This window comes from Streptomyces sp. NPDC050703, assembly GCF_040654435.1.
Classification (GTDB): domain Bacteria; phylum Actinomycetota; class Actinomycetes; order Streptomycetales; family Streptomycetaceae; genus Streptomyces.
In genome coordinates this window covers 106,172-119,279 of record NZ_JBFAHX010000016.1, presented here as the reverse complement: position 1 = coordinate 119,279, position 13,108 = coordinate 106,172, and the positions used below count along the sequence as shown (strand labels likewise).

The 13,108-nt window shown below is 71.2% G+C and carries 9 protein-coding genes; 6 read left to right on the top strand and 3 right to left on the bottom strand.

Features of this window, described 5'->3' with window-relative positions:
- The first annotated feature begins 107 nt into the window (after positions 1-107).
- Complete coding sequence (locus tag AB0I16_RS17525; protein ID WP_363250258.1) at positions 108-3,710, top strand: indolepyruvate ferredoxin oxidoreductase family protein; 3,603 nt, start codon at positions 108-110, stop codon at positions 3,708-3,710.
- A 118-nt stretch (positions 3,711-3,828) separates the two neighbouring features.
- Here the strand turns inward: AB0I16_RS17525 and AB0I16_RS17520 are convergent, their stop codons facing one another.
- The gene (locus AB0I16_RS17520) at positions 3,829-4,524 is read right to left on the bottom strand and encodes a L,D-transpeptidase (protein WP_363250257.1); all 696 of its coding nucleotides are present in this window, start codon (positions 4,522-4,524) and stop codon (positions 3,829-3,831) included.
- Between the two features lie 462 nt (positions 4,525-4,986).
- Between AB0I16_RS17520 and AB0I16_RS17515 the strand changes: the two genes are divergently transcribed.
- The 3 genes from AB0I16_RS17515 (at position 4,987) to AB0I16_RS17505 (ending at position 9,246) form a co-directional block, all read left to right on the top strand.
- Positions 4,987-7,692 carry a type II secretion system protein GspG gene (locus tag AB0I16_RS17515; protein WP_363250256.1) on the top strand — a complete coding sequence of 902 codons (2,706 nt, stop codon included), beginning with the start codon at positions 4,987-4,989 and terminating at the stop codon, positions 7,690-7,692.
- A 17-nt stretch (positions 7,693-7,709) separates the two neighbouring features.
- The gene (locus AB0I16_RS17510) at positions 7,710-8,867 is read left to right on the top strand and encodes a hypothetical protein (RefSeq protein ID WP_363250255.1); all 1,158 of its coding nucleotides are present in this window, start codon (positions 7,710-7,712) and stop codon (positions 8,865-8,867) included.
- 76 nt (positions 8,868-8,943) lie between these two features.
- On the top strand, positions 8,944-9,246 hold the full coding sequence (locus tag AB0I16_RS17505) for a hypothetical protein (protein WP_363250303.1): 303 nt from the start codon (positions 8,944-8,946) through the stop codon (positions 9,244-9,246).
- 29 nt (positions 9,247-9,275) lie between these two features.
- Here the strand turns inward: AB0I16_RS17505 and AB0I16_RS17500 are convergent, their stop codons facing one another.
- Complete coding sequence (locus AB0I16_RS17500) at positions 9,276-9,632, bottom strand: PRC-barrel domain-containing protein (protein WP_363250254.1); 357 nt, start codon at positions 9,630-9,632, stop codon at positions 9,276-9,278.
- Between the two features lie 322 nt (positions 9,633-9,954).
- Here AB0I16_RS17500 and AB0I16_RS17495 point away from each other — a divergent pair, with 322 nt between their 5' ends.
- The gene (locus tag AB0I16_RS17495; protein ID WP_363250253.1) at positions 9,955-10,557 is read left to right on the top strand and encodes a hypothetical protein; all 603 of its coding nucleotides are present in this window, start codon (positions 9,955-9,957) and stop codon (positions 10,555-10,557) included.
- Positions 10,558-10,871: 314 nt separating this feature from the next.
- Positions 10,872-12,329, top strand: a complete 1,458-nt coding sequence (locus AB0I16_RS17490) for an erythromycin esterase family protein (protein WP_363250252.1) — start codon at positions 10,872-10,874, stop codon at positions 12,327-12,329.
- 28 nt (positions 12,330-12,357) lie between these two features.
- Here AB0I16_RS17490 and aztA read toward each other — a convergent pair whose 3' ends face one another.
- A complete protein-coding gene (gene aztA / locus AB0I16_RS17485; RefSeq protein WP_363250251.1) occupies positions 12,358-13,098 on the bottom strand; it encodes a zinc ABC transporter ATP-binding protein AztA in 741 nt (246 codons plus the stop codon).
- Positions 13,099-13,108 lie beyond the last annotated feature (10 nt).

Sequence of the window (13,108 nt, the reverse complement as noted above, 5' to 3'; positions counted from 1 at the left end):
TCTGGTCCAACGGCTCGACGGGCGGCCCCTCGGCAGGGCCGCGGGCCCATGCTGGTGCGACTGTGCCCCAGCGCGCCCCGCGCCCCCGAGGATGAACAGGAGGCGAGATGACGACCTTCGCCGGTCCCGACTTCCGTCCCCACGACGACGACCCCGACGACGAACCCTCCGGCGGACACGGTGGGGAACGCTCCGACGAACGCGACGGCGCGCCCGTCGACCCCCGTCGGCGGTACCGGGCCACGGCGGGTCGAGCGCAGCTCACCGGCATCCAGGCCCTGGCGCGGTTGCCGATCGACCAGCACCGGCGCGACCTCGCCGCGGGAAGGGACATCGCCACCTTCATCTCCGGATACGAGGGTTCACCGCTCGCCGGCTACGACCTCGAACTGGGGCGCCTGCGCGAGCTGCTGGCGGCCAACGACGTGCGGCACGTGCCCGGCCTGAACGAGGAGGCCGCGGCCACCGCGGTCCAGGGCAGCCAACTGGTCAACACCCTCGACGGCGCCACGCACGACGGTGTCCTCGGCATCTGGTACGGCAAGGCCCCCGGCCTCGACCGCGCCACCGACGCCCTGCGGCACGGCAACCTCATGGGCTCCCACCCCGCGGGCGGCGCCCTGGTGCTCGTGGGCGACGACCCGGCCGCGAAGTCGTCGAGCGTGCCCTGCTCCTCGGAGCTGGCGCTCATGGACCTCGCCCTGCCCTTCCTCTACCCGGCCGACTCCCAGGAGGTCATCGACCTGGGCCTGCACGCGGTCGAGCTGTCGCGGGCCAGCGGTCTCTGGACAGCGCTGAAGATCGTGACGGCGGTGGCCGACGGCTCCTCGCTCGTCGACCTCGGGGCCGAGCGTCCGGCGCCGGTCCTGCCCCCGGGCTCGGGCCGTCACGAGCCCACCGCCCGCCTTCTCCAGCCCACCCTCGGCCCGCTGGAACGCGACCTGATGACGACCCGGCTGCGCCTGGCCCGCGAGTACGGGCGGCTCAACCGGCTCAACCGGATCGACGTGCGCGGGGACGGCGACGTCATCGGCATCGCCGCCGCCGGCCGCACCTACCGCGAGCTGCGCGCCGCGCTCGACCGGCTGGGCCTGACCGACGCCCGCCTCGGAGAGGCCGGTGTCCGGCTCCTCAAGATAGCGATGCCCTACCCCCTGGACGCCGAGGCCGTCGTCGAGTTCGCCGCCGGTCTCGACCAGATCATCGTCGTCGAGGAGAAGCGCTCCTTCGTCGAGACCGCCGTACGCGACATCCTCTACGGACGGGCCGGCGCGCCCCGCGTCCTCGGCAAGGAGGACGAGCGGGGCAGGGAACTGATCCCGCCCCATGGCGAGCTCGACGCAGACACGCTTCTCCGCCCGCTCGCCCGCGTGCTGGCCGACGGCGGAGTGCCCGTGGAGGGGCAGCGCCTCGAACGGATCGGGGGGCGCACCCAGCTCCCCCTGGTCAGCCTCCCCAAGCGGGCCCCCTACTTCTGCTCCGGATGCCCGCACAACAGCTCCACCAAGGTGCCCGACGACTCACTGGTCGGCGGCGGCATCGGCTGTCACGCCATGGTCCTGCTCATGGACGAGGAACAGGTCGGCACCGTCACCGGCCTCTCCCAGATGGGCGGAGAGGGCCTGCAGTGGATCGGCATGGCGCCGTACACACGGCGCGAGCACTACCTGCAGAACCTCGGTGACGGCACCTTCGACCACTCCGGCTCACTGGCGGTCAGGGCCGCCGTGGCCGCCGGGGTGAACATCACGTACAAGCTGCTCTACAACTCCGCCGTCGCGATGACCGGCGGCCAGAGCGCCGTCGGCGCCATGGACCTCCGCCAGGTCGTCGACGTCCTGCGCGCCGAGAAGGTGGCCCGGATCATCGTCACCTCCGACGACGTACGCAGGACCCGGCGCACGCGGCTGCCGCACGACGTGCCGGTCTGGGACCGCGGCCGGGCGGAGGAGGCGCAGCGGGTACTTGCGGGGACACCCGGCGTCACGGTCCTGATCCACGACCAGGAGTGCGCCACCGAGAAGCGGCGCAAGTGGAAGCGCGGCAAGCTCGACAAACCCACCACCCGCGTCTTCATCAACGAACGCGTCTGCGAGGGCTGCGGTGACTGCGGGCAGAAGTCCAACTGCCTCTCGGTCCAGCCCGTCGAGACGGAGTTCGGCCGCAAGACCCAGATCCACCAGGCCTCGTGCAACGTCGACTACAGCTGTCTGCGGGGTGACTGCCCGGCCTTCATGACGGTCACGGGCGTGGAGCCGGCCCGCGGTGTCGTCGCGGGCGGCACGGCCACCGACCCGCGGGTGCGGGGCGACGCGCCCCTCCCGGACCCCGCCCCCGCCGTACCCGGACCCGACTTCGGGGTACGGCTGACCGGCGTCGGCGGCACCGGCGTGGTGACCGTCTCGCAGATCCTCGCCACCGCCGGCCTCCTCGCCGGCTGGACGCCGCGTTCGCTCGACCAGACGGGGCTGGCGCAGAAGGGCGGCGCGGTCGTCTCCGACATCCGCTTCCACCGCACGGGGAAGGGGCGCACCAACAAACTGGGCGCCGGTGAATGCGACCTCTACCTCGGCTGCGACATCCTGGTGGCCGCCGACGAGACCAACCTCGGCGTGGCCTCCCCCGACCGGACGGTGGCGGTGCTCAACACCGCGCGGGTCGCCACGGGGCACATGGTCGCCGACGTCCGCCAGACCTTCCCCGACCCCGCGGTCCTGAGCGAGCGGCTGCTGGCGCGGGTGCGCCCCGGCGCCGAAGTGCTCGACGCCCGCGAGACGGTGCTCGCGCTGCTGGGCGACGACCAGTATCTCAACACCTTCCTGGTCGGCATCGGGTTCCAGCGGGGCGCGCTGCCGCTGCCCGCGGCGGCGGTCGAGGAAGCGATCCGGATCAACGGCGTGGCGGTGGAGGCCAACCTTCAGGCGTTCCGGTACGGACGGCTGTGGGTCGCCGACCGCCGCGCGGTGGCCGCCGCGGCCGAGAAGCACGGCTCCCGCGCGGCCACGCCCGGCCGTGGGAGGACCGACACCACCGGCACGTCCGCCGACGCCACGCCGCTGGACCGGCTCGTGGCCCGTAGCGTCCGTGAGCTGACGGCCTATCAGAACACCGCCTACGCCGCTCGTTACGCCGAGACGGTGGACGCGGTCCGCGCGCGGGAGCGAGAAGTCGTCCCCGGCTCCGAGGAGCTGACCACGGCCGTGGCCGCGAACCTGTTCAAGCTGATGGCCTACAAGGACGAGTACGAGGTGGCCCGCCTCGCCCTCGACGAGGACGTCGCCGCCGAGCTGACGGAGCGGTTCGGCCCCGGGGCGCGGGCGCAGTGGAACCTCCGGCCCCCGGTGCTGGGGGCCCTCGGGATGCGGCGGAAGATCCGGGTCGGTGCGTGGTTCCGCCCCGCCTTCACCGCCCTCCACGGCCTGCGCCGGCTGCGGGGGACCGCCCTCGACCCCTTCGGGCGTGCCCACGTGCGCAAGGTCGAACGAGCGCTGCTCGACGACTACACCGGGCACGTCGCCCACCTGCTCGCCGGTCTCACCCCCGCCGCCCACGCGACGGCCGTGGAGATCGCCTCGCTCCCCGACATGGTCCGCGGCTACGAGGAGGTCAAACTCCGCAACGTCGCGGCCTACCGCGCCCGCCTGCGGGAGCTGACCGAGCGCTTCGACGGCGGCGCCGACGGGGGCGGGCCCGACGGCGCCCACGAGTGAACCGTCCGTGAGCAGGGCCCGGACCGCGCGGCTCACGGCACCGCGCTCACCGCCTTGCCCTGGCAGGCGTCAGCGGGTGGCGCAGCGGGTCGCGCGGGTCCGGGCGGCCTGCCGGGGCTCAGGTGCCCGGCTTGCGGCCGTAGACGAAGACGTCGTCGCCCTTGCGCAGCATGTCCCAGTACTTCACGGCGTCCTTCTTCCTCATGTTGACGCAGCCGTGGGAGCCCGGCGGCGACCAGACACTGACGCCGACCGAGTGGAACGCCTGGCCGCCGTCGAAGAACTGGCTGTAGGGCATCGGCACGTGGTAGATGCTCGACACGTGGTCGATGTTGCGCCAGTAGACCTTCGTGAGGCCCGTGCGGGTCTCGTGGCCGTTGCGGCCGGTACGCACCGGGACCGGACCGTACTTGAGGTTCTTGCCGTCCTGGATCCAGCTGAGCTGGAGCGTCAGGTCGACGCAGGCGATGCGCCCCTTGTCGGTCGGGCACTTGCCCGCCTTGTTGGGGTTGTCGCCCACGGCCTTCTGCTTGTTCATGAGATTCATGACGCCCCAGGTGACACTGCCCGCGTACCCGGCGTTGGGGCTGATCTTGTGCGTGGTCTGGAAGCTCTTGATGGCCTTGCAGTCGGCCGGCGACTGCTTGCCGTCCACCGGGCGGCCGAGGAACTTCTCGACCTGCTTCTGGTACGGCCCGGTCTGCGTCGAGCACGAGGCGGCCTGAGCGCTGCCGGTGCCGAGAGCCACCGTGAGCGGGGCCACCAGCATGGTGAGCCCCAGAGCCACGGCGCCTGATCTACGTAGGTCCCCCACTGCTGCCTGCTCCTTATTCGTCATGTGTTCGTCATGCGTCATGTGCCCGCGGGTCGGATTCCACCTGTTAGACAGGCCGGCCCCATGGTTCGTTGCAGGACGAATCGACACAGATGCGTAACGGTGGATGCGTGACAGTGGGTGACCGTGCACGCCGGGGCCTGCCGGCCCCCTCGACAGCCGGTAGGTGTTCACTCGCCAGGGTGATGAAGCCAACCGGCCGAAGCTGCTAGCGTGCCGGATCGACCACTTCTTCACCATTCTCGCCTTCGCATTCGCCTCTGTATTCGCCTCTGCATTCATCTGCGCATTCCTGCGCATTCCTGCGCACTCACCTTCGGTTTCTCCTCCGCTTCCCGTCGCGGCAGTTCACGGGACAGCGGACCCTATGACGCTCCAGCCAGGCGATTCGTCATGCGCTGAACATCGCGGCGCTGCCGCAGTTCGAGGGGGACGACAGGCATGACCGGACTGACCAACTCCACCCGAGCGATCCTCAAAGCGACCTACACCCAACCCGTCCCGTCGGCCGTGCCGACCGAGCCCGCCGAACCCGGTGCGGCCATCGAGCGGGGAACATCGATGTCGGTGTTCGCGAAGCTGAACTTCATGCGGTCTCTGGGGCTGACGCGTTCCGAGACCGAAGCCTTGGGCGAACGGCTGCGCGGACGGAGCACCAGCGGCACAACCACCACCAGCGGCACCGAGCTGGCCGAGGCGTTCGAGACCGTCCTGCCCTCCCTGGTCGGCAACGACCCGGCCACCGCCGCGAACACCGCCCGGTTGTACGCCGGTGTCGCGCCCGGGACGCTGGCCGCCCTCGGCCGGGAGGTCGCGGCGCTGCGTACGCCGGACGGCACGGAGACGGCCGACGCGGGACCGGCAACCGTACGGCCCGGCGCGACCGACGTCACCCTGCTCGTCGACCGCTTCGTCGAGGAGGCCGACATCCAGCCGGTCGGCTGGCTGCACCTGGAGCGGATCGAGATGCAGCCGGTGGGCCTGGAGCGCGGCGAGCTCGTGTCGACCATCCCGATGGCCCCGGGCGAAACCGTGCGCGTGAGCCACAAGGAATGGTCGACACAGAGCGAGGAGCTGTCCCGCATCGTCACGGACGAACTGGAGACGTACGCGGAGAAGGGCGTGGCCGAGAAGACGGACGTGGCCATGTCCACCAGCAACGAATCCAAGCGCGACACCAACCTGAACTTCGGCGTCACCGCCAGCGGCAGCTACGGCACGGTGTCGGTCACGAGCACGTTCAACTACGGCGTCTCCACCTCCGACCACGAGTCGCGGCAGGCCAGCAACAAGCACGCCACGGAGATCACGTCGAAGGCATCCTCCCGCTCACGCAAGGAACACAAGGTCTCCTTCCGTACCGAGACCCGGCGCGGCGAGGAGGACGAGGCCGCTCGCGTGATCACCAACAATTCCCCCCGTGTCATGCGCGTCGACTACTACCGGATCATGCGCAAGTGGCGCGTGGACCTCATGCGTTACGGCCTGCGCATGACGTACGACCTGGTCGTCCCCGACCCCGGCGGCGCGCTGCGGCGCCAGCTCATGGAACTGGCCGAGATCGACAGGACCCTCGCCACCCCCTACGCGTTCGCCTTCGGCATCGACCAGATCGACCGGACCAACTGGATGACCCTCGCCGCCCGGTACGGCGCCTCGGTGACCGCACCACCGGAGGAATACCTCAGCCCGCCCGACTACACCTACGAGTTCCCCTCCATCATCAGTGAGGACGACGCCACGACCACCCGGTACCAGTCCTGGCAGATCGACCTGCCGGAGGGCTACGAACTCGTGCCGATCCTCTTCGAGGTCAACTACTACGGCTGGCGGCCCGCCGAGCTGGCCCGCTTCGACGTGATCGGTGACGAGGCCCTGGAGGTCACCGCGACGCCGGTCGGCGCGGAGATCAAGGGCCGGTACCAGTCCCAGCTCCTGCACCTGAACGGCAAGACCGGGCACCTCTCCATCCAGTACACGCACCGCAACATCAGCTGGGCCGGGTTCCGGCTCGCCGCCACCCTGCGCCTGGCGGACCAGGCGTACCTGGCCTGGCAGGTCGCCACCTGGCAGAAGCTGCGCGAGGCCGCCGAGCAGCAGTACTACACGCTCCAGCAGCGGGTGCGGGACCGGCGCGAACAACTCCTCGCCGAGCTGAACCGCGACGACACCCTCACACTGCGCCGCGCCGAGCGCGAGGAGCTGATGAAGAGGTCCTTGCAGTGGCTCTTCGGCACCGACTTCGACACGGCGCCCGACGAGATCGACACCTTGCTCGCCGCCCTGGGCACCGGCGGGACCCCGACCTGGACCGACGACATCGACCCCTCCACCCTTCCCGTCACCGCCGAGTCCTGGCTGCAGGTCCGGAAGTTCGGCGAGTTCGTCAAGTTCCTGCACCAGGCCGTCGAATGGGAGAACGTCCTCTACTTCTTCTATCCGTACTTCTGGGGGTCGGAGAGGCTCGCCGAGACCAAGCGGCTGTTGTGGCATCCCGACCCGCTGCGCCGCGAATTCCTGCGGGCGGGCGCCGCGCGCGTCGTCCTGCCCGTCCGACCGGGATTCGAGCGCGCGTTCTCCCGGCTGATGTCCACAGGACGCATCGGCGGCGGCGGGTCGCCGGACCCGAAGGACCCGCCGTACATGTCCATCGCCGAGGAGATCCAGGCGTACGCCCGGACCAACTACCCCGGCATCCCGCCCGCGAACCCCGACATCGCCGCCCGGGCCCGCCCGCTCCTGACGGTGAAGCAGCAGCAGGCATGGCGCGAGATCGAGGCCGTCGTGGACGCACTGGAGGAGTACGCCGAGAAGGCGAAGCAGCGGGTCGACCCGGCGTGGCGCGGCGCGCCGACCGAGCCGGAGTACTACCCCACCACCCGGCAGGGGCTGCGGGTACTGCTCGACACCCGTCCGGACCTGACCCTCACCGACCCCTGGAACCGGCCGTACCTCTACCAGAACCCGGGGCGCACCGCGCCGTTCGTCGTCACCAGCCAGGGCGCGGACGCGTCGGCGGGCGGCACGGACGAGGGACTGGACATCTCCACCGACGCGGAGGGCAATCTCGTGGGCACCTGGTTCGAGTACACGCCGTGCAGCGGCCTCGACATCGAGGTCGGCTCCGACTTCGCCGAGAACGGATAGCGGGAGCCGGGAGCGCCATGGCGGACATCCAACTCATCGACTCCTTCTGCTCGTTGCCGACGCGGAAGGTCGGTGCGGACGGCAACGGGAACGTCGACGGCAGGCGCCGGTACCTGGAGGCGCTCACCGCTGAGTACTACATGGTCGAGTGCTTCACGAAGTACTACACGCAGCGCTATCCGGACTCCGAGGTGATCAGCGAGATCAGCTACCTGAACACCAAACGGTTCCGCGGTGCCACGGAGATCCTCGCCAAGTGGATGCTCGCGGAATACCGCAACGTATTCGGCCGCGACGCCCTCAAGCGCGACATCAAGACGCAGACCTCCGGCCGGCAACTGCGTTCGGACATGCTCGGCGTCCGCACCGAGGGGACGACCATGCTCCTCGAACTGGTCGAGGTGACCACGGTCGACGAGGCCAAGGACGCCGAGGCCGAAGACCTCCAGCACAAGATGGACACCCTGCGGCGCTTCGTCATCGACCCGGCCCTGAAAGAGATGCTCACCCTCCAGCGCGCCGGACGGGTGAGCATCGGCGCCCCTACCCGAATCGAGGTGCGCCGCTCGACCTGGCGGCCGTACTGGAACGAGCTGTACTACCCACTCGTCCCCACCCGGCCCTCCACCGGGGCGCCCGGCAGCGTCACGTACGAGTGGATCTGCTACAAACCCACGTTCCGCCCCGACGGCATCGGCAAGGACGGGCTGGTGCTCTACGAGATCCATACCACCCCCCTTCCGCAGGGCGCCCCTCTTGAGGTGCTCAAAAGGGTCGCCCGCCGCCTGCGGGAACTGGAGAACCAGCATCAGCTCGTGCTGTTGCCCGCGATGCAGCAGTACTGGGACGAGAACACCGCCGACAGCAGGGAGCTGAAGAAGTGGATCGCCGTCGGACTCGGCGCCGCCCTGCTCGTCACGGTCGTGGTGCTGGCATGGCCGACGGCGCTGCCGCTCGCCGCGGCAGCCACCGAGACCGCGGGGGCGGCGGGAGCCGCAGGGGCCGCCGAGGTGGCGGCGGAGGCAGCGGCGGCGGCACGGGCCGCACAGTTGGCGAACGCCGCCCGGTACGCCCAGAGCGCGACGAAGGTCCCCGGCTACTTCGAGCGGGCGCAGGCGGCCTTGCGGCCGCTGGTGGCCGGCGGCCCGGGCCGAGGTCTTGTGGGCAGCCACTGACGCACCAGGAGCGGAGTCACCGCGACGTCACACGCTGAGCCACTCATGGGCGCCGCCGGGGCATGATGCCCACGTGATGTCAGAGAACGTCGAACACACAGAAGACGGCCACTTCGTCATCGTCAAAGGACGACGCTGGCGGGCCACCGACCCGGACCTGGCCGAGGACGTGAAGGAGCGGCTGGTCCATCACCTGATGGCGGCCCGCCGGGCAGTCGCCGCCGCTCGCGACGACGAAGCCGCGCGCAAGCCGGCCCGGGCCCGCGTACAGCTCGCGAAGACGGGGCTGGGGGAACGCGGCACGGCGTGGTGGGAGCTGACCCTCGCCGAACGAAGCGCGCGTGCGGATGACTGCCTGCGTCGACTGGAGGAAGCCTGACGGACGTCCACGACGGCGGAGGAACCTGGTCAAAGGGCTCGGGGCTCGTCGAGGTAGTGCTCGTCGATGCGCGCCCGGTAGCTGGGATCGGTGACGCGCAGGTCCCTGTCGAAGCGAGGGGCGGCCTTGACGCGGTCCTTCGTGCGGGGCACATGGACGGTGCGGTTCGTTTCGTCGACGTCCGCGATGACCCAGAGGGGCAGCAGGACCTTCTTGCTCAGCAGCGCCCCACCGGTGTCGATGACGATGTGGTCGGGCGCCACTTCTTCGGAGGTGACGTCGACCTGCCCGATCGGACCGTCGCTCGCCTCCACCGCGCAACCGATGAGACGGGTGGCGGTCACGCGCCCGTTCGGGTTTTCGGAGACCTGGAAGTCGTCGGACATGCGCTTGGATCCTCTCCCTCGTCGATGGGGTGAAAATCTGATGTCCGCGCCGACTCGGACGAAACGTGGCAGGAGCCGGGCGGCGAGCGACGGCGCGGCACGGCGGCATGGTGAGCGTGTCCTGGGGCGCCGTGCGCCCCAGGACACGCAGACTGGTCACGGTGGCACACGACGCCGGCCCGGCGGCGCCCCGACGAGCACCGCTCACCGAAGATTCCCGCCGAAAGAACCACCGGAGGCACGACGTGGACCACGGAGAACGCCCCATCGACCCGGCCCGCGACCGATGAGGTCGGTGAGGCCCGCGGGCACGGTACGCCGCATGCGTTTCGACGGCTGGATCGCGGGGCTGGGTACGAGCGCTGGCGTGCGCATCGTCGTCGGGTACTGGCCGTCGTCCCCGCTGGGGCCCTTCGCCGATGTCATGGTGGAGCGGGCCGACGGGCACCGGATGCTGCTGGCGCCCTCGGAGGAAGTGGCGCGCTTCGTCACCGCCACGTACCGGTTCGACGAGGTCGTCGTCTGCCCCGTCACCGTCGCTCCCGCGCGTGACCGGTGGGAGGTGACAGCCGGCCCGCTGCGGCTCACCTTTGCCCCCGGCCGGTCCACCGCGCTGGGGCGCCTGCTGCGGCTGGCGCCCGCCCGCCTCGCGGGCAGCCCGGTATGGGCCGCGCTGTGCGACGCTCCGGCCCGGGTGCTGATGCGTGGTGTGCGGACACGTGGCAGCGCGGTGGCGGGACGCCGTGAGTGGTACGCCGCCAGGGATCTGCGACTGATCACCGCGGCGGACGCGGCCTGGGACGGGCAGTGGCTGGGTGCGCTGAGCGACGTACGCCCTCCGGTCCGCTTCGGCTTCGGCTCCGTACCCCGCCGCCCTTCCCTGACCCGTGTCGTCACCACGGTGGAGGTCTCCGGCGGCGCGTGAGGTTCCCGGACGTGAAGGCGCGGCGGAGCTGCCACACCGGCCGGAGCCACGTTCCACGGGCCCCGGCGGCATGGCCGCCGTCGCGGCCTCGGCCACGCTCGTCGGCCGTCGCCACCGGTGCCGTCGCCCTGGCCGCGAGCGGCCGGCCCGTGCTGCTCCCCGGGTGACTCCTCGCTCGTCCGGACCGCTCCCGGGGGCAGGCCGGGGGCTAACCCCCCAGGGAGCCCGGCGGACAGCACCAGCGCGCCCCGCGGCCCGTTCGGGTCAAGATCATTCCACTGTCCCGGGGGACCACGAAGCGAGGAGAGATCCGGATGACCGTGCACAGGCAATCCGTGGGACGACGGAGGCTGCTGGCCACGACGGCCGGGTTCGCCGCCACCGCCCTCCTGGCCCCGGCGGCCCACGCGGCACCCGCCGCCGGCCCGATGCGTCCCGTCTCCTCCGGCGCGGCGGGGAGGAACGCACGGGCCGCCGCGGTCCGCGGGCTGGAGCGCGCCGCGCATCGCCTCAGGTCGACGGAGCCGGGCGGGCGTACCGCCGACCTGCGGGCGCTGGGCGCGATGATCGGTGCCGCGGAGGTGGTCGGCCTGGGGGAGGCCACCCACGGTTCGCACGAGTTCTTCACCATGAAGGAACGCGTCTTCCGGTACCTCGTCGAGGAGAAGGGCTTCACCACCTTCGCCCTGGAGATGAGCTGGACGGCCGGCCTGCGCATCGACGAGTACCTTCAGGGAGGCCCCGGCACCGCCCGCCAGGTGGCCAAGGAGGCGCTGGCCGGATCGCCGTGGGAACGCGCGGAGTTCGTCAGCCTCCTCGCCTGGATGCGGGGACACAACGACCGGCACCCCGGCCGCCGCGTCCACTTCATGGGCAACGACGTCGGCGCGCCCGAGCTCGGCGGCGCGATCTTCGAGCGGGTCCTCTCGTACATACGCGCACACCGACCCGAAGACCTCGACCGCCTCCGGACGCTGTACGCCCAGCTGCCGCCGCTAGACGACATCTTCGCCTACCTGGGCAGGCCCCTCGCCGAACGGCGCCGCAACGCCGCCACCGCCCAGCAGGCGTACGACCTCGTCGTCGCGGACGAGAGCGCGGGTAGCGGCGATGCCCACGAGTGGGCCGCACAGCACGCCCGCAACATCCAGCAGACCTTCGTGTTCGCCTCGCTCGACCTGGCCGACCCGCGGTCCGTCTCCGAGGCGGAGCACTTCCGGGACAAGGCCATGGCCGCCAACACCGCCTGGTGGCACCGCCGTACCGGCGACAAGATGCTGTTGTCGGCGCACAACGGGCACGTGGGCTACCTGTCCACCGACCCGGTGATGTACCCGACGACACAGGGCGTCCATCTGCGTGACGCCCTGGGCAGCCGCTACGCCGCCATCGGTTTCACCTTCAACCGGGGCTCCTTCCTCACCGCCACCACCCTCGGCAGCCCGTGGAACAAGGTCACTGTCCCCGCCGCCACCGCCGACATGCACGAGTACGTCCTCGACCGGGTCCACCACCGCGACTACTACGTCGACCTGCGCACGCTTCCGGCCGCGGCCCGCGACTGGCTCGACGCACCGCGTCCTGTGTACGACGCCGGCTCGTCCTTCAAGACCGACCCGCTCCCCGTCCTCGCCGTCAAGAAAGCCTATGACGTGCTCATCCACCTCCACCGCGTCCACGAGGCGGTTCCCGTCCGACCTGCCGGGCGCCGCCCGGCGGAGGGGGCGCCCGACGAGCCGCCGGCCGCGCTGACGGCGTTCCCGACCCGGTAGGGCGCCTCGGCCGGCAGGTGCGCCCGCGTCACGCCGGCTGCCAGATCCGGGCGAGGGCCGTCGGGGTGAGCACCTGGCCGGGCGAGCCCCGCCCCACCAGCCGTCCGTCGCCGAGGAGCAGGCAGGCGTCCGCCGAGCGGGCGGCCTCCAGGTCGTGCGTGGCCTGGACGACGGTCGTCCCGCCGGCGACCAGCTCCGTCAGCAGGGCCGAGATCCGGTCCCGGGCCTCGGGGTCGAGTCCCGTGGTCGGCTCGTCGAGGAGCAGGAGGTCGGACTCCTGGGCCAGGCCCTGGGCGATCAGGACGCGCTGGCGCTGCCCGCCCGACAACTCGCCGAGCTGGCGGGCGGCCAGGCCGGCGACGCCCAGTCGTTCCATGGCGGCATCGACCGCGGACCGGTCGTGCCGGTTCAGCCGCCGCCACGGCCCGCGCTCGCCCCAGCGCCCCATCTCCACGGTCTGCCGCACCGTGAGGGGGAGCGTGTCGCCGACGGCGCCGCGCTGCGGCACGAAAGCCGGCGGGCGCCCCGCGGAGAACCGCAGCTCTCCCGACGTCGCGTCGATCACACCGGCGAGCACGCCGAGCAGGGTGGACTTCCCGCTGCCGTTCGGTCCGACGAGCGCCGTCATGGCCAACGCGGGTATTCCCGCCGTGAGTTGGCGGAGCACCGGTCTGCCCGGATAGCCCGCGTGCAGGTCGGTGAATCGGACGCGCTGGTTCCCGGACTCGGCGGCGACGGGATGGGGGTGTTTGTTGAACATGATTGTCATTGTATGGTCA